This is a genomic window from Rhodoferax ferrireducens, assembly GCF_031458075.1.
GTDB lineage: Bacteria > Pseudomonadota > Gammaproteobacteria > Burkholderiales > Burkholderiaceae_C > Rhodoferax_B > Rhodoferax_B ferrireducens_A.
This window is the reverse complement of record NZ_JAVDXT010000001.1, coordinates 1,177,650-1,196,273: the sequence shown is the minus strand read 5'-3', so window position 1 is coordinate 1,196,273 and position 18,624 is coordinate 1,177,650. Positions and strand designations below refer to the sequence as shown.

Below are 18,624 nucleotides of genomic sequence, written 5' to 3'. Positions count from 1 at the left end.
CGAGAAACCACCATGGCCCATATTGACCCCCACACCACCCACTACAGCGTCGCCATCGTCGGCGGCGGCCAGGCCGGCCTGTCGCTGAGCTACTACCTGCAGCAGCGCGGCATAGACCACCTGGTGCTGGAGAAGAACCAGCTCGTGCACAGCTGGCGCAGCCAGCGCTGGGACTCGTTCTGCCTGGTGACGCCCAACTGGCAATGCAACCTGCCCGGCTGGAGCTACGCTGGCGACGATCCGCACGGCTTCATGGTCAAGGAAGAAATCAACGCCTGGCTCGAAGGCTTTGTGGTCCATGTGGATGCGCCAGCGCTGGAAGGCGTGGTGGTGCACAAGGTAGCGCGTAGCAGCGACAACAAGCCCTTCAGCATCCAGACCAGCCAGGGCACCTTCACCGCCGACCAGGTGGTGGTGGCCTCCGGCGGCTACCACAAGCCCATCGTGCCGCGCCTGGCCGAGCGCCTGCCGGCCCACGTCACGCAGATGCATTCGGCCGAGTACCGCAATCCGCAGTCGCTGCCCGAGGGCGCGGTGCTGGTGGTGGGCTGTGGTCAATCGGGTTCGCAGATCGCCGAAGACCTGCACCTGGCTGGCCGCAAGGTCTTTGTGGCCACCGGCGACGCGCCGCGCTGTGCCCGCTTTTACCGCGGCAAAGACGTGGTCGACTGGCTGGCCGACATGGACTACTACAACATGCCCGTGACGCAACACCCGCTGCGCGAAGGTGTGCGCGACAACACCAACCACTACGTGACCGGCCGCGACGGCGGGCGCGACATCGACCTGCGCCGCTTCGCGCTGGAAGGCATGGAGCTGTACGGCCTGCTGACCGACTTGCAGGGCAACGAACTGCGCTTCCAGCCCAACCTGCAAGCCAATCTGGACCACGCCGACGGCATCTACAACGGCATCAACGCCAGCATCGACAAATACATCGCGGCCCACGGCATCGACGCGCCGCCCGGTGGTGCCTACACCCCGGTGTGGCAACCGGCAGCCGAGCGCAGCAGCCTGGACCTGGCCGCATCTGGCATCAGCAGCGTGGTCTGGTGCATAGGCTTCTCGCCCGACTTCGCCTGGGTCGACGCCCCTGTATTCAACGGCCGTGGCGAGCCGGTGCATGTGCGCGGCGTAACCCAGCAGGCCGGCCTGTACTTCCTGGGCCTGCCCTGGCTGCATACCTGGGGCTCGGGCCGCTTTTCCGGCGTGGCGCGTGACGCGCAGTACCTGGCCGAGCAGATCGCGGCCCGTGCCGGCGCGGTGGACTGCGCGGAAGAGTCAGAACTGCTGCTGTCGTGAGCACGCACCTGCTGCCCACGCCGCTGGTCGGGCGCTACACCGCTGGCATGCCGCAGCTGTGCTGCAGCGGCCTGTCGGAAAACTGGCTACTGAAGGAATGCGGGCACCGGCACTGGCTGGCCATTGCCCACAGCCAGGGCCTTGCGCAGCCGGAGTTCCGCGACGCGCAAGGCCACAAGGTCTACGCGGCTTTCAGCCTGGTGCGCATCCAGCAGGCGCAACTGGAACGGGTGGAAGAAAACGACACGTTCAGCATTTCCACACTATGCCAGCCTACCGGCCGCACCCAGCATTACAGCCAGCATGTGGTGGAGCTGCACGGCCAGTGCATCGCGCGGGTGGCGATGCTGTCGGTGTTTGTGCGCCGTGCGCAGGCGGGCAGCAACCGCAGCATCGTGCGCGCCGTGATGGCCGCACCGCATGCCACTCCCCAGCCTGGGCTGGCCGCGGCAGCCGAGGCCTTTGTGCAGCGCGGACGCGCGCGCCGGGCCGCTGCCCACGCGCCCGCAATGGCAGACGCGCATACCAGCGTCTACACGCCCTGCCCGTACAACGATTTCAATGGCGCGGACCTGCTGTACTTCAGCAGCTTCCAGTCCATGGTGGACCGTGCCGAATGGGCAGGTCTACGCAGCACCCACCCAGCCCAGCTGCGCGAACGCGAACTGGTGTTCTACGGCAATCTGGATATTGGTGACGCCGTGCACACCCAGTTGCAGACCGATGCCAAGCCCGAAGGGCTGCTGGCCCACCGCAGCGTACTGCGGCGTGGCTCCGACGGCATGCGGATTGCGGAGGTCTTCACCCGCAAACAGCCTGTGCAACAGAAGCTGGCGCTGGCTGCCTAACCCCGCGGATGGTGCTTGGCGTGCAGCGCGTGCAGGCGCTCGCGCGCCACGTGGGTGTAGATGGTGGTGGTGGATATATCCGCATGGCCCAGCAGCATCTGCACCGCGCGCAGATCGGCGCCGTGGTTCAGCAAATGGGTGGCGAACGCATGGCGCAAGGTGTGCGGCGACAAGGCCACGTGGATGTCGGCCGCCAGCGCGTATTTGCGCACCAGCATCCAGAACATCACCCGCGACATCGCGCGCCCGGCCTTGTTGCCGCGCGAGGTGATGAACAGGTCGTCGGCCTGTTTGCCGTCCAGAATCTCCGGTCGGGCTTCTTCCATGTAGCGCTCCAGCCAGATGCCGGCCACCTGGCCGAATGGCACCAGCCGCTCCTTGCTGCCCTTGCCCAGCACCCGCAGCACGCCGTCATTCAGGCTCAGCTGGAAGGTCTTCAACAGCACCAGCTCGCTCACGCGCAGGCCGCTGGCATACATCAGCTCCAGCATGGCGCGGTCGCGCAGGCCCAGCGGCGTAGCCACATCGGGCGCGGCCAGCAGGGCTTCGACCTGCGCCTCGGTCAGGGTCTTGATGGCGCGCGGCGCCTGGCGGGCGGGTTGTAGTTTGAGCGTGGGGTCGACCAGAATCTGCCGCTCGCGCAACGCCCAGCGGAAATAGCGTTTGAACACCGTCAAGCGCCGGTTCGCCGAAGTGGCCTTGGTCTGCGCATGGCGGGCCGCGAAATAGGCCTGCAGGTCTTGCTCGCGGGTGTCGTCCAGCGCGCGCGGCTGGGGCTGCAGCCAGGCGGCCAGCAGCGCCAGGTCCCGCCGGTAGGCCGCCAAGGTGTTCTTGGACAGGCCTTGCTCCAGCCACAGGGCGTCGATAAAGGCGTCTATGCGTTCGGTGCTCAATCCAGCGTCAACTTCGAGTCGGTCACCACTTTCTTGTACACCGCGTACTCGGCCTGGATCTCGGCCGCAAACTGCTCGGGCGTATTGGCCACGATGATGGAGCCGGTGTCTTCAATCCGCTTGCGCACGGCCGGGTCTTCCAGCGCCTTGCGCACGCCGGCGTTGATCTTGTCGACCACTTCGCGCGGCAGCCCCTTGGGGCCGTAGATGCCGTAGAAGGCCAGGCGGTTCACCGGCTCCAGGCCGATTTCCTTGAAGGTCGGCACATTCGGCAAGATTGCCAGACGCTGCGGCGCCGCCACCACGATGGGCACCAGGCGGTTGGCCTGGATGAAGGGCAAGGCCGAAGGCAGGTTGTCCAGCATCATCGCCACCTGGCCGGCCACGGTGTCGTTGAGCGCAGGGCCGGCGCCCCGGTAGGGGATGTGCGTCATGAAGGTGCCGGTCTTGCTCTTGAACAGCTCCATCTGCAGATGCTGGATGGTGCCGGTGCCCGACGAGGCAAACGAATACTTGCCCGGCGACTTCTTCAGCTCGGCGATGAAGCCCTTGTAGTCCTTGGCCGGGAAGCTGGGCGTCACCGCAATGATGTTGGGCGTGGCCGCGATGTTGATGATGGGGGTGAAGTCGGTCAGCGGGTTGTACGGCGTCTTGGGGTTGATGGCCGGATTCGCCGCCACCGTGGACACCGTGGCAATGCCCAGCGAATAGCCGTCGGGCGCAGCCTTGGCGGTTTCGTTGGCGCCGATGATGCCGCCGCCACCGGCCTTGTTTTCCACAATCACCGGCTGGCCGATGGCCCGGCCCAGCGCGTCGGCAATGGTGCGGGCAATGATGTCGGTGGTGCCCCCAGGCGCAAATGGCACCTGCAGCTTGACAACTTTGTTGGGATAGCCTTGCGCCAGGGCCGAGCCTGCGGCGGCGAGCAAGGCAGTAGCGAGAAGTGAGCGACGAAACATGGTGTGCGCCTTGGAAAGTTCGGAAGGCCCATCGTAACCAAAACCGGGGGCACTGCGGGTGTGGGGATTACATAGGGGTCTACCCGCAAACGGCACCGCTGCGCTGGTATTCTCAGCCGGTGAATTACGCCCAACTACTCTTCCCCGACTTCTCTCTCATCCTGTGCGGCTACCTGGTCTGCCGCTATACCGCCCTGAACCGCACGGTGTGGGAGCAGGTGGAAAGCCTGACCTATTATTTTCTGTTCCCGGTGCTGCTGTTCCAGTCGATTGTGCGCACCCCGCTGGACCTGCAAGCCGCCTCCAGCCTGATCGTGGCGGGCCTGGCCATGGGCATGCTGTCGATCGGCCTGTCCTACGCCCTGCCCTATCTGCCCTGGATCGGCCACCGCATCAACCGGCGGGAGCACGCGGCGAATGCGCAGATTGCCTTCCGCTTCAATTCCTTCATCGCCCTGGCCCTGGCTGAGCGGCTGGCCGGCCCCCAGGGCCCGCAGTTGGTGGCGGTGCTGATCGGGGTCTGCGTGCCGCTGTTCAATGTGGCGGCGGTGTGGCCGATGGCCCGGCATGCGCAAAGCGGCTTTGCCGGCGCGCTGCTGCGCAATCCGCTGATCCTGGCCACCGCCTCCGGCCTGGCGGCGAACCTGCTGGGCTTTGCGATTCCGCAGTGGCTGGAGCCCACCACCAGCCGCATCGGCGCGGCCTCGATTGCGCTGGGCCTGATGGCAGCGGGCGCGGGCATGCAGTTTGGCCCCCTGGCGCGGGCCAAGGTACTGGCCATCAGCGTGCTGGCGATTCGGCATTTCATCCTGCCGCTGATCGCCCTGGGCCTGTCCTGGCTGATGGGTTTGTCGCCACTGCACACGGTCGTGCTGCTGGCGTTTTCGGCCCTGCCCACCGCCTCCAGCTGCTATGTGCTGGCGGCCAAGATGGGCTACAACGGTGCGCTGACCGCCAGCCTGGTCAGCATGTCGACCCTGCTGGCGATTGCCAGCCTGCCATTTGCACTGGGTCTGGCGCGCTGATTTGCTATTAAATAAATAGCTGCTAGCGCAGGTATTCTCTGCACTGGCGGCCTAAATATCCAAAACCGCTTTGTGAAACTGGGCCACCAGCGGCCGCTGTTCGTCCGCACGCCAGACCAGGTGCACGCTGACCCGCAGGTCCAGCCACGGCAGTTCGCGAAAAACCACATCGGGTGGCGCGTTGGCCTTCCCCAGGCTGGCCTGCACCACAGCCAGCCCGAGGCCCGCGCTGACCAGGTGCAGCGAGGACAGCGGGTCCGAGGTTTCATAAACGATGTCGGGCGTGAAGCCAGCCCGCTGGCAGCCCGCCAGCAAGGCGGGGCGTATCGTATCGACCGGCTGAAGGGCGACGGATATCCATGGACGCTGGTCGAGTTGCGCCGGTTGGATGTTTTTCAATTTGCACAACGGGTCGTCCTTGGGCATGGCCAGCAGCAGCGGCTCGTCAATCACCACGGCGCTACTCAGGCCGGACGTCGGCTCGGGCGCCCGATAGGTAAAACCCAGATCCAGGGTGCGCTGGCGCAGACGCTCGAACTGCCCCATGGTGCCCAGTGCCTGCAGCGATAGCGCCACCGCCGGGCTGGCGCGCCGGAACCGTCGCAACGCCGGGCTCAGGATGTTGGCGTGTATCGCGGCTTCGACGTAGCCGATAGCCAGCCGCCCCGCCGTACCGGAGCCCAGGCGGCGACCGAATGCCTCGACCCGCAAGGCATTCGCCATCAGGGCACGCGCCTCGCCCAGCAAGTCGCGCCCCTCCTGCGTCAGGCGCAGCCGCTTCTTGCTGCGCTCGAAGAGCAGCACGCCAAGCTGGTCTTCGAGCTGCTGGATCTGGCGGCTCAACGGCGACTGCGAAATGTGCAGCAGCTCTGCGGCCTGGCCGACGTTTTCGGTCTCGGCCACCGCAATGAAGTACCGGAGCTGGCGCAGGTCGAGCATGGTTGAGTCCTTTCAGGTCTCAACTGTCGCACATTCCGTCTTGGACAGACACCGCGCGTTCGCCGATCCTCAAGGCCTCTCCCTACCTAACATCACCATGCAAATCCTGCACCTCGACTCCAGCATCCTCACAGACGCATCCGCATCCCGCACACTGACTGCCGCCATCGTCAGCTACATCCGCAGCGAACACCCAGGCGCCCAGGTTAGCTACCGCGATCTCGTGGAAGAAGCAATTCCGCATCTGGACGGCCCCATCGCTGCCGGCTTCAGGCCGATCCACAGCGACGACTCCAGCGCCAGCGTGGCGCGAGAGCACGCCCGCTCGGCAGCACTGGTGGCCGAGCTGCTGGCCAGCGATACCATCGTCATCGGCTCACCCATGTACAACTTCTCGGTTGCGAGTCAGCTGAAGGCCTGGATAGACCGCGTGGTGCAACCCGGGCGTACCTTCCAGTACACCGCCACCGGCCCGATCGGCCTGGCCACAGGCAAGCGGGTGATCGTCGCATCCACCCGCGGCGGTGCGTATACCTCGGGACCGGCAACGGCCATGGACTTCCAGGAAGACTACCTGAAAGCCATCTTCGGCTTCATCGGCATTACCGACATTCGCTTCGTGCGCGCCGAGAACCTGTCGAGAGGCGCCGATGCCAAACAGCTGTCGATGCAGGCCGCCCATGCCGCGGTGGCCGAAGTCGTACGCCACGCCACCACCATCTGATCACCTAGCCTAAGGGAAATTACATGCTCTACCTCGTCACGCTGACCTACGTCCGCCCCCTAGCAGAGGTGCAAGCCCACCTCGACACCCACCGCGACTGGTTGGTCACGTACACGCGCGGCGGCCAGATACTCGTCGCGGGTCCGCTGGAAGACCGTACCGGCGGCTTTGTGCTGGCACGCAGCAACAGCCGAGACGCACTCGACCGCATGCTCGCACTGGACTCCTTCGCGGTGCACAGCCTGGTAGAACACCAGGTGCGCGGCTTTGACGCGGCCATGCGGGCCGAAGCATTCCCGTCCGACTGGGCACCCGGCGCCAAAGCCATTCAATGAAACAGGAGACCTCAATGTTCAACACATCCCCTGCGTGGCGCTGGTTAAGTTGCACCCTGGCCTTGGCGGCCAGTTTCGCGGTAGCGCCAACCCACGCGGCCACGCCCCAGGCCACGGTACGCAACATCGTGCTCGTGCATGGCGCCTTCGCCGATGGCTCCAGCTGGTCGCCGGTGATCAAGCTGCTGCAGCGCAAGGGCTACCACGTGACGGCGGTACAAAACCCGCTGACTTCTCTTGCCGACGACGTTGCAGCCACGCGGCGGGTGCTGGATCGGCAAAAAGGCGGTGTGATCCTGGTCGGCCATTCCTGGGCGGGCACAGTGGTGACCGAAGCCGGCAACGCCGACAACGTGCAGGGCCTGGTGTACCTGTCCGCACTGGTGCCGGACTCAGGCGAATCCACCGCCGACTTGCTGACCCGTCTGGCCGCGCCCATGGAAGGCTTCACGCCGGACAAAGACGGCCTGCTCTGGCTGGACGACCCCGTGGCCTACCGGCAGGTCATGGCGGGCGATGTGCCCGCACCCCAGGCTGCGCTGCTCGCAGCGACCCAGCAGCCCATGGCCGCCCGCGCATTTGGCGACAAGGTGAACACGGCGGCATGGCGCAGCAAACCCAGCTGGTACCTGCTGACCGAAAACGACAAGGCCCTGCCGCCCCGGGTCCAGCAGGCGCTGGCCCAGGCTATAGGCGCAACCACCGTCAGCATCAAGTCCAGCCATATGTCGCTGGTCAGCCATCCGGATGCGGTGGTGGCACTGATAGAGCGTGCGGCACGGTCGGTCGGTCCATAAGCACCAGGCCTGGGTTGGAGCTTATTCGCTATTCAAAAGATAGCTGCTTGCGCAGATATTCTCTGCGCTAGAGGCCTAAAAGGCATCTAAACCCCAAGCGCCCAGGCCACGTGCTCACGCACCAGCGCACTCGGGTCTGCCGCCCGCTGCTGCAAAGCATGGCGGATACCGGCATCCTCCCCGGCCCGCAACGCATTGCCCATGGCCACCGCCACATTGCGCAGCCAGCGCTCATGGCCGATGCGGCGTATCGGCCCGCCTTCGGTGTAGCGCAGAAACTCGTCTTCGGTCCAGCCAAACAGTGTGCCCAGCTGCTGGCCGCTGAGGCCCCGGCGTTCGTCGAAGTCAGGCAAGGCGCTGCGCTGGGCGAACTTGTTCCAGGGGCAGGCCAGCTGGCAGTCGTCGCAGCCGTAGATGCGGTTGGCGATCAGCGGGCGGAACTCCAGCGGGATCGGCCCCGCATGCTCGATGGTCAGGTAGGAGATGCAGCGGCGCGCATCCAGCCGCTGCGGCGCGATGATGGCCTGGGTCGGGCAGATATCGATGCAGGCGCTACAGCTGCCGCAGTGGCCACTGGTAGCCTCGGTGGGCGGCAAGGCGCGGTCCACGTAGATCTCGCCCAAGAAGAACATCGAGCCGGCCTCGCGGTTCAACACCAGGGTGTGCTTGCCTCGCCAGCCCTGGCCGCTGCGCGTGGCCAGCTCGGCCTCCAGCACCGGCGCCGAGTCGGTGAACACCCGGTAGCCTAGCGGACCCAGCTCGGCGGCAATGCGGTCGCTGAGCTTTTGCAGCCGCGCGCGCAAGACCTTGTGGTAGTCGCGGCCCCGGGCGTAGACCGACACAATGCCCTCGCCCGGACGCTGCAAACGGTCGAATTCCAGCGCCTGCCAACCCTCCGGGGTGCTGCGCGGCAGATAATCCATGCGGGCGGTGATGACGCTGACGGTGCCTGGCACCAGCTCTGCCGGGCGCGCGCGTTTCAGGCCATGGCTTTCCATATAGGCCATGCTGCCATGGAACCCTTGGGCCAGCCAGGCAGTCAGACCCGCCTCGGCGGAGCTTAAATCCACCGGGGCCACGCCAATTTGGGAAAATCCGAGTTCGCGCGCCCACCCCTGTATCCGAGACACCTGTTGGAGACCTTCGTTCTGAGCACCGTTCAACACCATCTGCCGATTGTAGAAACCCGCCTCGAGCTGCTGTGGGCAGACGAGGCCGGCACTACGGCCTTCGCGGACAAACTGGCCGCCCAGCCCGACATCCGGCATGCCTTCATCGCCCTGCACGGCGACCTGGGCGCCGGCAAGACCACGCTGGTGCGGCACCTGCTGCGCGCCCTGGGCGTGCAAGGCCGCATCAAGAGCCCGACCTATGCGGTGGTGGAGCCGTATGAGCTGCCGGCGCTGAACCCTCCGCTGAACATCTGGCATTTCGACTTCTACCGCTTCAGCGACCCGCGCGAATGGGAGGACGCGGGCTTTCGCGACATCTTCGCCAGCCCCGGCCTGAAGCTGGCCGAATGGCCGTCCAACGCCGGCGCCCTGCTGCCCACGCCCGACCTTTCGATTACCCTGAACACCATGCACGACGAATCCCGCCAAGCCACCCTGCTCGCATCCACCGCCGTAGGCCAGCGCCTGCTGACCGGGCTGGCCGCATGAAGCGCCGCAGCGTTCTGCAAAGCGGCGCCGTCGTCCTGCTGCTGGGCCTCAACGAGCTGGCCCGTGGCGCCAGCATCGTGGCGGTGCGGGTCTGGCCGGCGCCCGAATACTCGCGCGTCACCATCGAGTCCGATACCGCCTTGTCGGTCAAGCACAGCTTCATCACCAACCCGCCGCGGCTGGCGGTGGACATCGAGGGGATCGACCTGAACCCGGCGCTGCGCGAGCTGGTCGGCCAGGTGCAGGCCAACGACCCGAACATCGCCGGCATCCGCGTCGGCCAGAACGCGCCCGGCATAGTGCGCCTGGTGGTCGACCTGAAGCGCGCGGCCTCGCCCCAGGTGTTTACCTTGAACCCGGTGGCCGCCTACCAGCACCGGCTGGTGTTCGACCTGTATCCCGCGCAAGAAGCCGACCCGCTGGAAGCCCTGATCGCCGAGCGCATGAGCGAACCCACGCCCGCGCCCTTGCCGCCCGACCCGTTGGAAGAGCTTATCGCCAAGCAGTCGGCCAAGCCCACGACAGCTCCCGCGCCTGCTATCGTTGCAATAGCACCTCCCGCAGGTAAAACCAGCGCTAGCGGCCAAAATGATGCTAAAAATGAACCCGCAGCGCCGCAGCGCACCGACCGCCTGATCATCATCGCGCTGGACCCCGGCCACGGCGGCGAAGACCCGGGCGCCATCGGCCCCGGCGGCACCCGCGAGAAAGACGTGGTGCTGAAGGTCGCCCACCTGCTGCGCGAGCGCATCAACGCCACCACCGTCAACGGCAGCCCGATGCGGGCCTTCCTGACCCGTGACGCCGACTTCTTCGTGCCGCTGCAGGTACGGGTGCAAAAAGCCCAGCGCGTGCAGGCCGACCTGTTCGTCAGCATCCACGCCGATGCCTTCCTGACCCCGGCCGCCCGCGGCGCCAGCGTGTTCGCGCTGAGCCAGAGCGGCGCCTCCAGCAGCGCCGCCCGCTGGATGGCCAACAAGGAAAACAAGGCCGACCTGGTGGGCGGCCTGAATGTGCAGGCCAAAGACGTACAGGTGCAAAAAGCCCTGATCGACATGAGCACCACCGCCCAAATCAACGACAGCCTGAAGCTCGGCAGCGCCGTGCTGGGCGAAGTCGGCCGGGTCGGCAAGCTGCACAAGGCGAACGTGGAACAGGCCGGCTTCGCGGTGCTGAAAGCCCCCGACATCCCCAGCGTGCTGATCGAAACCGCCTTCATCAGCAACCCCGAAGAAGAGGCCAAGCTGAAGAGCGACGCCTACCAGGAGCAGCTAGCCGACGCCATCCTGCGCGGCATCCGCGGCTATTTCGCCAAGAATCCGCCGCTGGCCAGAAACCGCTCGGTGTAAACGTTCAGCAACCCATTTGCTACGTTTTCAATAGCTACCAGCACGGTCTCCATAAGCGCCAGCAGCCGGAAAAACGTAAACCCAGTCTGAGGGTGCTACAAACAAACCACTTGGTTGCGGCCCTGCGCCTTGGCCGCGTACAAGGCCTCGTCTGCGCGGCCTATGGTCTTGGCCACCGACTCGCCGGGGCGGTACTGGGTCAGGCCTATCGACACGGTGAAGCGGATATCGATGCCGTTATAGGACACCACCAGGTCCTGCACCTGGGTGCGCACGCGCGACATGCACACGGTGCCCAGCTCCATGGGCGCGTCGGTCAGCATCACCAGAAACTCCTCGCCGCCCCAGCGCGCCAAGGTGTCAGTACCGCGGATGCCGGCCTGTACCGCCTCGACAAACGCCTGCAGCGCCCGGTCGCCAGCCTGGTGGCCGTAGCTGTCGTTGATCCGCTTGAAATGGTCGATGTCCAGCACCGCAATCAGCAGCGGCGAGGCAATCCGTACCGACCGCTGCACCTCCACCCGCAGCAGCTCCTGCATATGGCGGCGGTTCACGGCCGAGGTCAGCTCGTCGCGGATGGCGATCTGCTGGATCTTCTCCAGCGCCTCGGTAAGTTGCTTCTTCTGGCTACGCACGTGTTCGCGTATCTGCGTCAGGCGCCAGGTCAAATAGGTGCTACCGGACAGCACGATCAACACCATCACCAGATAGGCGCCAAACACCACCGGCTCTTCGTCGGTGCTCGGGTAAGTGAGCTCGTAGGCGATGGCCGCAGTGAACAGGCCCACGGAGTACACCGCCACCAGCGCCAGCTGGCGTATCGACATGCCGAAGATGCCGAACATCAGGATCACCGACAACAGGGGCAGGGTCACGCCGCGCGCATGCCCGGCAATCACAAAGGCCACGGCATTGCAGGCCACCGCATACAGCATCTGCACAAACGCCATCGACGGGTCTTGCCAACGCAGGGACACACCGCTGCGTATCAAGCCAAAAAACAGCACCAGCCCGCCCATGCTGAAGATCGACCACACCCCCACGGCCCGGTAGTCGGCCACCCCATGCGCAGCCACCCAATACATTTCGGCAATGCAGGTCAGCATCAGTACCGCCGCCAGAGCGCCTTGGCGGGTGCGGATCCGCATACGCTTCTCGCGGCCCAATAGCAGGTCAAGCCCGCGGTGCAACTGTTGTCTGAGGATATGCAAGCACTTTTCCTGTGCAGAGGGTCTACCACCGAAGAAGCAGTGGCAAGAAAATGTTACTGCGTGCACAGCCAAACACAAACCACTGCTTCACGGAAGCGCTGCTTACTTACCCATACTTGGTGATGGATTCAGCGCTGCTAGGGCACAGGCTGATGATTATTTATAGCGGGAGGCGAAGAATGGAGGGTTTTTAACAATAATTAACAAACTTGGCGGCAGATGCAGGCCGCACCCCACGAAGACCTATGCACAACCCTCTGTTTCCCATGCGTCACCTCCACACTGCACTCTGTAGCCTGGTCCTGCTGGGGGCCGGCAGCGTGGCCTCGGCGGCCGATTTCATCTACACCGTCCAGCCCGGCGACCACCCCTGGAATCTGGCGGGCCGCTATCTCAAAAGCCCCGCGCTGGCGTTGAAGCTGCGCCAGCTGAACCAGATACCCGACGACCGCCGCGTCATGCCCGGCACCCGGCTGCACATTCCCCAGGCCTGGCTCAAGCTCGAATCGGCCCAGGTGCGGCTGCTGGCTGCCACCGGCGACACCAGCCTGCAACCGGGCACCACCGCCGCCCGTAGCGCAGTGGCCGGCGAACTGCTGCAAGCCCCGTCCACCCTGCGCACCGGCCCCAGCGGTAGCGCCACCCTGCAATTTGCCGACGGCTCGCGGGTGCTGGTGCGGCGCGACTCCGAACTGCAGCTGCAGCAGGCCCAAACTCGGCTGCTCGGCCAAGGCAGCCTGGTCACCTTGGCGCTGCTGCACGGCAGCCTGGAGAACCAGGTCACGCCCGTGGGCGAATCGGGGGGACGCTTCGAGATCCGCAGCCCGGCGGCCGTGGCGGCGGTGCGTGGCACCCAGTTCCGCGTGTATGCCGACGGCAGCAGCCTGCGCACCGAGGTGCTAAGCGGCGCCGTCAACGTGGCCAACCCCAGCGGCCAGGTCACGGCCCAGGCCGCCCAGGGCAGCGTGGCGCAGACCGGCCAAACCCCCAGCGCCCCCGTGGCCCTGCTGCCCGCACCCAGCCTGGACAGCCTGCCCGAGCGCGTGGAGCGCCTGCCCATCGACCTGCCGCTGCCCGCCCTGGCCGGTGCCAGCGGCTACCGCACCCAGATCGCCCCCGACACCCAGTTCAGCGTGGCCATCTCCGACGAGACCTCGCCCGCGGCCCGCATCCGCGCCCGCGATGTGGACGACGGCAGCTATGTGCTGCGGGTGCGCGGCATCGACGCCCAGGGCCTGGAGGGCCTATCGTCCCAGCGCACGCTGGTGGTCCATGCCCGGCCCGAGCCGCCGCTGCTGATCGAGCCCGCCCCCGACACCGTCACCACCGCCGAGCGCCCGGTGTTCCGCTGGACCCAGGCCGACCCCGGCTGGAGCTACCGGCTGCAGACCACGGCCAGCGGCGAACCCACCGCCTTCGACGAGCAAGTGGTGCAGGCCGCCACCGCCCAGCCCGCGCGCGACCTGCCCACCGGCCTGTACCAGTGGCGGGTTGCCGCCATCCAGCCCGGCAAAGGCCAGGGGCCCTGGGGCGATGCGCAAGCCTTTCGCCGGGTGCTGCCCGGCCCGGGCGTAGACATACCGCCGCCGCAAGACGGCAGCCTCACCCTGCGCTGGTCGGCCCAGCCGCAAACCACCCAGTACCGGCTGCAGGTGGCGCGCGACAACAGCTTTGCCAGCCCGCAAACCGACGCCCAGACCGAGGCCACGCAGTACCAGCTGCACGACCTGGAGCCCGGCGTCCACCATGTGCGGGTGCAAGCCATAGGCGCCGACGGCTACATCGGCCCCTGGGGCAGCACCCAGACCTTCACCGTCCCTGAACCCCGGCCGCAGTACTGGCGCGCGCTCTTGCTGCTGCTACCCGCCTTGGCACTCTTCTGACCGCCCTATCCGCTCCCCCAGCACATCGCCCGCTCCGGCACCGTCTGGGGCGGGTGGTCCGTCGCCAGGCCTGGTGGCTGGCGGGGCTGGGCACGGCCCTGCTGCTGGCCTGGTGGTATCCGCCGGGGGTACACAGGCTGGACCTGATGGCCTACGACCTGCTGCTGCCAACACGCCCGGCCAGCGCCCAGCCGCCGGTGGTGGTGGCGATTGACGACGACAGCCTGGCCGCCCTGGGCCGCTGGCCCTGGCCCCGTGCGCTGCACGCCCAGATGCTCGACCGGCTGCACGAAGCCGGCGCCCGCAGCATTGCCATCGCCGTGCTGTTCTCCGAACCCGACCGGCTGGACCCGACCAGCGATGCCGCCCTGGCCGCGGCAATTGCCCGCCATGGCCAGGTGGTGCTGGCGGTGGCGCCGGCCCAGCAAGCCGATGGCCAGATGGACAGCCTGCCGCTGCTGCCGGCCCTGGCGACGCCGGGCAGCGGCAGCCACCCACTCGGCCATGTGGATGTGGAAATGGACCTGGACGGCCAGTCGCGCGGCCTGTACCTGCAAGCCGGCAATGGCCGCGCCAGCCTGCCGGCGTTGGCCATGGCGATGTACCAGCTGGCCGCGCCCGCCACCGCCGCCCAGCCGCTGGCCACGGCCAGCCTGCGCAACGCCCGCACCTGGGTGCGCAGCCAGGAGGTGCTGCTGCCGCGCATCACCGGCCTGCCCACCCTGTCGTTTGCCCAGGCGCTGCAATCACCCAAGGTGCTCGTCGGGGTCAAGGACCGGGCGGTGTTCATCGGCATCACGGCCCGCGGCCTGGGCGGCGAGCTGGTCACCCCGCTGGCCGGCCCGCAGTCCACCCTTCCGGCCGTGCTGTTCCATGCCGAGGCGTTTGAGGCCTTGCAAAGCCAGGCGCTGATCCAGCGCGCGGGTGCGCTGACCGGGCTGGTGTTTGCGCTGCTGGCCATCAGCAGCCTGGCGCTGTGGCCCCTGCGCAGCGGCCGCCGGGTACTGCTGGCCGGCGTGATGCTGGGCCTGCCGCTGCTGGTCAGCGGCCTGCTGCTGGCCTATACCCAGCTGTGGCTGCCGCCGGCCGTGCCCAGCGTGGCGCTGGCGGTGGCGCTGGTGTTCTGGGTGGCCGGCAAGCTGCGCGCGGTAAACCGCCAGCTGCTGCGCTCGCGCCAGCATGCGCAGGCCACGCTGCAGGCGATTGACGACGCCGTCATCACCATCGACGCGGTGCACCAATCCATCCGCTTTGCCAACCCCAGCGCCCAGCGGCAGGCCGGCGCGCAAAAGCTGCTGGGCCAGTCCCTGCACAGCGCCTACCCGCTGACGGTGGAGAGCATGGAGCGGCTGCGCGAAGCCGTCCACACCTGCCTGGCCCAGCGCAGCCGGGTCTACCTGCCGCAGTTTCTGAGCCTGCAAACGCCCCATGGCGTGCGTGCGCTGCGGGCCACCACCAGCCCGCTGAGCAGCCCCGAAGGTCAGCTGGACGGCGCGGTGCTGGTGTTCTCCGATGTGACCGAGGCGGTGGCCGCGGCCCGCGAGCTGGACTACGCCGCCAGCCACGACGCGCTGACCGGCCTGCCCAACCGCACCCAGCTGCACGAACGGCTGACGCTGACCCTGTCGCGGGTGCAGCGCCGCGGCAGCCAGGCGGCAATCCTGTTCCTGGACCTGGACCGCTTCAAGCACATCAATGACAGCCTGGGCCACCGCACCGGCGACGCGGTGCTGAAGGTGCTGGCCCTGCGCCTGCGCGAGTTGTGCCGCGACACCGACACCGTGGCCCGCTGGGGTGGCGATGAATTCGTGCTGGTGCTGGAGGACGTGGACGGCCACGACGGCGCCGCCAGCGCCGCCGCCAAAGTGGTCGAAGCACTGTCGCTGGACATCGTGCTCGGCCCGCAGTTCAACCACATGCGCTTGCCCAGCGCCGGCAGCGTGGGCGTGGTGCTGGTGCCGCAGGACGGCTGCGAAATGGAGGAACTGCTGTCCAAGGCCGACATGGCGATGTACCACGCCAAGGCCCAGCCGCGGGCCAGCTTCCAGTTCTGGTCGGAGGACATCAACACCCGGCTGCACGACCGGCTGGCGCTGGAGATCGAGTTGCGCCAGGCCCTGCGCGACGACCTGTTCCTGCTGCACTACCAGCCCCAGTTCACCTTCCAGAACCCGCGCCTGGTCGGCATGGAGGCGCTGATGCGCTGGCAGCGCACGCCCGATCAGCTGGTCATGCCCAGCGGTTTCATCGAGATCGCCGAAGAATCCGACCTGATCGTCGACATGGGCGCCTGGGCGGTACTGCAGGCGGCGCGCCAGGTCGCCCAGTGGCTGCAGGCCGGGCACCAGGCGGTGCCGATTGCGGTCAACATCTCGGCCCGCCAATGTCTGAACCGCGACCTGGTGCAGGTGGTGCGGCTGGCCCTGCTGGAGACCAAGATCCCGCCCCACCTGCTGCGGCTGGAGATCACCGAAACCACCGCCATGACCGATGCCGACCAGGTGATCGGCCTGCTGCGCGAAATCCGCACCCTGGGCGTGGGCCTGTCGGTGGACGACTTCGGCACCGGCTATTCCTCGCTGGCCTACCTCAAGCGCTTCCCGATCGACGAGCTGAAGATCGACCGCTCGTTTGTGATGGACATCGCCACCGACAAGGACGACGCCGCCATCGTCCGCGCCACCATCGCCCTGGCCCACGGCCTGGGCCTGAAGGTGGTGGCCGAGGGCGTGGAGACCGAGGAACAAAGCCGCATGCTGGCCGCCAAGCAATGCGATATTGCCCAGGGCTACCTGTTCGGCCGCCCGCAGCCGCTGGACAGCATCACCGGCCTGCTCTAGCCACGCTACATATTTAATAGCTGGTAGCGCAGGTCGAATATGCGCCAGAGGCCGATTCAGTCTGCAACAAAGTATTCGGGGTGGCGCTGGTGGATGGCGTCCACAAACTGCAGCGGCGAGCGGATATGGCGCAGCATCTGGGCGCTGGCCGCAGCGCTGTCGCCATCAATGATGGCCTGCACCACGCCGCGGTGCTGGTCGATGGCGATGCGGTTGCCGCCCAGCTCGGGGATGGCGATATGGCGGATGCGGTTCATGCCGGTGCGCGCCAGCATCAACGGGTTCCAGGCATGCGGGTGGCCGGCCAGCACCAGGATCTGGTAGTGCAGGTCTTCGTCGGCCAGCAGATGGCCGGAGAAGTTGTGTTGGTCGGACGCCTCGATCTGCCGCGCCAGCAGCTCGGTCAGCTTTTGCCGTTCCGCCAGCGGCGCCTGGGCGGCCAGCTCGGCGGCCCGGCACTCGATCACCTCGCGCACAAAGATGGCGTCGGCAATCTTCGCCCGGCTCAGCCGCGTCACAAAAGTGCCGCGCTGCGGAATCGCCTCCAGCAGGCCATCGCCGACCAAGCGGCGGAACGCGTCGCGCACCGGCGCCCGGCTCACACCCAGCTCTTCCGACACCGCCAGCTCCGACAAAGCCATGCCCGGGGTGAACGAGCAGTTGAGGATGGCGGTGCGCAGGCTCTCGTAGGCCTCGAGCCCGATCAGGCCGCGGCCAGCTCCGCGTGCGGCGGGCGCCGGCGCGGCGGCAAGTTCAGGAAGGATCAAACGGGTACGGGCCATGGCCTGGTAGTTTATCGGTTGCCTTGCGTCGTTTCATCTGGGATACTAGAATACTAGTATAGTAAAACGTAAAAATCCCCAACCACCACCCGGAGAGAGACATCCATGCAACACAGCCTCGTGAGCGCCATCGCCGCCGCCGTCCTGGCCACCACCGGCCTGGCCCATGCCCAGAACTACCCGACCAAGCCCATCACCATCATCGTGCCGGCCTCGCCCGGCGGCGCCATCGACCTGCTGGCGCGGCTGATCGGCCAGAAAATGGGCGAATCCTTTGGCCAGCCGGTCACGGTGGACAACAAGGCCGGCGCCACCGGCATCATCGGCAGCGACTTCGTGGCCAAGGCCACGCCCGACGGCTACACCCTGGCCCTGGTGGCCAGCAGCCACGCCATCAACCCCAGCATGGTGAAAAAGCTGCCGTTCGACACCGTGAAAGGCTTCGAGCCAGTCGCCCTGACCCATGTAGTGCCGCTGGTGCTGGTCACCACGCCGGCGCTGCCGGTGAAATCGCTGAAGGAGCTGGTGGCCTACGGCAAGGCGCACCCCGGCGAACTGTCGTTCGCCTCCAGCGGCTCGGGCGGCGCGCCGCATTTTTCGGGCGAGCTGTTCAAGAGCATGGCCGGCATCGACATGGCCCATATCCCCTACAAGGGCAGCACGCTGGCCCACCCGGACCTGATCAGCGGCCGCACCTCGCTGATGTTCGACACCGTGGCCGCGGTCAACGTGCAGATCAAGGCGAACCGCGTGCAGGCCCTGGCCGTGACCACCACCAAGCGCAGCTCCATCCTGCCCGATGTACCCACCATGGCCGAGGCCGGCATGCCCGGTTTCGACACCAGCACCTGGGGCGGCCTGCTGGCCCCGGCCGGCACGCCCAAGGCCACGGTCGCCAAGCTGAACACCGAGGTGAACCGCATCCTGGCGCTGCCCGATGTGCGCAAGACCTTGCAGGACGCAGGCATCGAACCCGGTGGCGGCACGCCCCAGCAGTTTGGCGACTTCATCCAGTCGGAAATGCTCAAGTGGGCCAAGGTCGCCAAAGGCGCCAACATCCAGCCCGAGTAGACGCA

17 protein-coding genes are annotated in these 18,624 nt (G+C 66.8%); 11 read left to right on the top strand and 6 right to left on the bottom strand.

The window, feature by feature from the left end; all coding sequences use genetic code 11:
• Positions 1-12 precede the first annotated feature (12 nt).
• A complete protein-coding gene (locus J2X19_RS05660; RefSeq protein WP_310371401.1) occupies positions 13-1,302 on the top strand; it encodes an MSMEG_0569 family flavin-dependent oxidoreductase in 1,290 nt (429 codons plus the stop codon).
• Positions 1,299-2,150: a Pnap_2097 family protein gene (locus tag J2X19_RS05655; protein WP_310371399.1), complete on the top strand. Its 852-nt coding sequence runs from the start codon at positions 1,299-1,301 to the stop codon at positions 2,148-2,150. Before J2X19_RS05660 ends, J2X19_RS05655 begins: the two co-directional genes overlap by 4 nt.
• On the opposite strand, the gene xerD is transcribed toward J2X19_RS05655, so the two are convergent.
• Positions 2,147-3,043: a site-specific tyrosine recombinase XerD gene (gene xerD, locus J2X19_RS05650; protein ID WP_310371397.1), complete on the bottom strand. Its 897-nt coding sequence runs from the start codon at positions 3,041-3,043 to the stop codon at positions 2,147-2,149. The two genes, J2X19_RS05655 and xerD, sit on opposite strands and share 4 nt — an antisense overlap.
• Positions 3,040-4,002 (bottom strand): tripartite tricarboxylate transporter substrate binding protein BugE, encoded by a 963-nt coding sequence (locus J2X19_RS05645; protein WP_092758631.1) that lies wholly within the window; start codon positions 4,000-4,002, stop codon positions 3,040-3,042. Before J2X19_RS05645 ends, xerD begins: the two co-directional genes overlap by 4 nt.
• A gap of 119 nt (positions 4,003-4,121) precedes the next feature.
• Between J2X19_RS05645 and J2X19_RS05640 the strand changes: the two genes are divergently transcribed.
• Entirely contained in the window at positions 4,122-5,027 is a 906-nt protein-coding gene (locus J2X19_RS05640) for an AEC family transporter (protein ID WP_310371395.1), read from the top strand.
• A 51-nt stretch (positions 5,028-5,078) separates the two neighbouring features.
• On the opposite strand, the gene J2X19_RS05635 is transcribed toward J2X19_RS05640, so the two are convergent.
• Positions 5,079-5,966, bottom strand: a complete 888-nt coding sequence (locus tag J2X19_RS05635; protein ID WP_116604401.1) for a LysR substrate-binding domain-containing protein — start codon at positions 5,964-5,966, stop codon at positions 5,079-5,081.
• A gap of 97 nt (positions 5,967-6,063) precedes the next feature.
• Between J2X19_RS05635 and J2X19_RS05630 the strand changes: the two genes are divergently transcribed.
• The 3 genes from J2X19_RS05630 to J2X19_RS05620 are packed head-to-tail and all read left to right on the top strand — an operon-like array spanning position 6,064 to position 7,822.
• A complete protein-coding gene (locus tag J2X19_RS05630) occupies positions 6,064-6,690 on the top strand; it encodes an FMN-dependent NADH-azoreductase (protein WP_310371393.1) in 627 nt (208 codons plus the stop codon).
• Between the two features lie 23 nt (positions 6,691-6,713).
• Entirely contained in the window at positions 6,714-7,025 is a 312-nt protein-coding gene (locus J2X19_RS05625; protein WP_310371391.1) for a YciI family protein, read from the top strand.
• 14 nt (positions 7,026-7,039) lie between these two features.
• The gene (locus J2X19_RS05620; protein WP_310371389.1) at positions 7,040-7,822 is read left to right on the top strand and encodes an alpha/beta fold hydrolase; all 783 of its coding nucleotides are present in this window, start codon (positions 7,040-7,042) and stop codon (positions 7,820-7,822) included.
• Between the two features lie 86 nt (positions 7,823-7,908).
• Here J2X19_RS05620 and queG read toward each other — a convergent pair whose 3' ends face one another.
• Positions 7,909-8,991: a tRNA epoxyqueuosine(34) reductase QueG gene (gene queG / locus J2X19_RS05615; protein ID WP_310371387.1), complete on the bottom strand. Its 1,083-nt coding sequence runs from the start codon at positions 8,989-8,991 to the stop codon at positions 7,909-7,911.
• Between queG and tsaE the strand changes: the two genes are divergently transcribed.
• Together tsaE and J2X19_RS05605 are read left to right on the top strand one after the other, a co-directional pair.
• A complete protein-coding gene (tsaE, locus tag J2X19_RS05610; RefSeq protein WP_405048621.1) occupies positions 8,971-9,483 on the top strand; it encodes a tRNA (adenosine(37)-N6)-threonylcarbamoyltransferase complex ATPase subunit type 1 TsaE in 513 nt (170 codons plus the stop codon). The two genes, queG and tsaE, sit on opposite strands and share 21 nt — an antisense overlap.
• Complete coding sequence (locus J2X19_RS05605; RefSeq protein WP_310371385.1) at positions 9,480-10,832, top strand: N-acetylmuramoyl-L-alanine amidase; 1,353 nt, start codon at positions 9,480-9,482, stop codon at positions 10,830-10,832. The genes tsaE and J2X19_RS05605 overlap by 4 nt, the downstream gene beginning before the upstream one ends.
• Before the next feature lie 95 nt (positions 10,833-10,927).
• Here the strand turns inward: J2X19_RS05605 and J2X19_RS05600 are convergent, their stop codons facing one another.
• Complete coding sequence (locus J2X19_RS05600) at positions 10,928-11,980, bottom strand: GGDEF domain-containing protein (RefSeq protein WP_165830787.1); 1,053 nt, start codon at positions 11,978-11,980, stop codon at positions 10,928-10,930.
• Between the two features lie 329 nt (positions 11,981-12,309).
• On the opposite strand from J2X19_RS05600, the gene J2X19_RS05595 reads away from it, so the two are divergent.
• Positions 12,310-13,926: a FecR family protein gene (locus tag J2X19_RS05595; protein WP_310371382.1), complete on the top strand. Its 1,617-nt coding sequence runs from the start codon at positions 12,310-12,312 to the stop codon at positions 13,924-13,926.
• Between the two features lie 53 nt (positions 13,927-13,979).
• On the top strand, positions 13,980-16,766 hold the full coding sequence (locus J2X19_RS05590) for an EAL domain-containing protein (RefSeq protein WP_310371380.1): 2,787 nt from the start codon (positions 13,980-13,982) through the stop codon (positions 16,764-16,766).
• A gap of 56 nt (positions 16,767-16,822) precedes the next feature.
• Here the strand turns inward: J2X19_RS05590 and J2X19_RS05585 are convergent, their stop codons facing one another.
• Positions 16,823-17,548, bottom strand: a complete 726-nt coding sequence (locus J2X19_RS05585) for a GntR family transcriptional regulator (protein WP_310371379.1) — start codon at positions 17,546-17,548, stop codon at positions 16,823-16,825.
• A gap of 105 nt (positions 17,549-17,653) precedes the next feature.
• Between J2X19_RS05585 and J2X19_RS05580 the strand changes: the two genes are divergently transcribed.
• Complete coding sequence (locus J2X19_RS05580; RefSeq protein WP_310371377.1) at positions 17,654-18,619, top strand: tripartite tricarboxylate transporter substrate binding protein; 966 nt, start codon at positions 17,654-17,656, stop codon at positions 18,617-18,619.
• The last annotated feature ends 5 nt before the right edge of the window (positions 18,620-18,624 follow it).

Coding starts and splice junctions, on each gene's coding strand:
- J2X19_RS05630 (WP_310371393.1), top strand. CDS start 6,064: ATGCAAATCCTGCACCTCGACTCCAGCATCCTCACAGACGCATCCGCA.
- J2X19_RS05625 (WP_310371391.1), top strand. CDS start 6,714: ATGCTCTACCTCGTCACGCTGACCTACGTCCGCCCCCTAGCAGAGGTG.
- J2X19_RS05605 (WP_310371385.1), top strand. CDS start 9,480: ATGAAGCGCCGCAGCGTTCTGCAAAGCGGCGCCGTCGTCCTGCTGCTG.
- J2X19_RS05595 (WP_310371382.1), top strand. CDS start 12,310: ATGCGTCACCTCCACACTGCACTCTGTAGCCTGGTCCTGCTGGGGGCC.
- J2X19_RS05620 (WP_310371389.1), top strand. CDS start 7,040: ATGTTCAACACATCCCCTGCGTGGCGCTGGTTAAGTTGCACCCTGGCC.
- J2X19_RS05580 (WP_310371377.1), top strand. CDS start 17,654: ATGCAACACAGCCTCGTGAGCGCCATCGCCGCCGCCGTCCTGGCCACC.
- J2X19_RS05660 (WP_310371401.1), top strand. CDS start 13: ATGGCCCATATTGACCCCCACACCACCCACTACAGCGTCGCCATCGTC.
- J2X19_RS05585 (WP_310371379.1), bottom strand. CDS start 17,548: ATGGCCCGTACCCGTTTGATCCTTCCTGAACTTGCCGCCGCGCCGGCG.
- J2X19_RS05600 (WP_165830787.1), bottom strand. CDS start 11,980: ATGCGGATCCGCACCCGCCAAGGCGCTCTGGCGGCGGTACTGATGCTG.
- queG (WP_310371387.1), bottom strand. CDS start 8,991: ATGGTGTTGAACGGTGCTCAGAACGAAGGTCTCCAACAGGTGTCTCGG.
- J2X19_RS05645 (WP_092758631.1), bottom strand. CDS start 4,002: ATGTTTCGTCGCTCACTTCTCGCTACTGCCTTGCTCGCCGCCGCAGGC.
- J2X19_RS05635 (WP_116604401.1), bottom strand. CDS start 5,966: ATGCTCGACCTGCGCCAGCTCCGGTACTTCATTGCGGTGGCCGAGACC.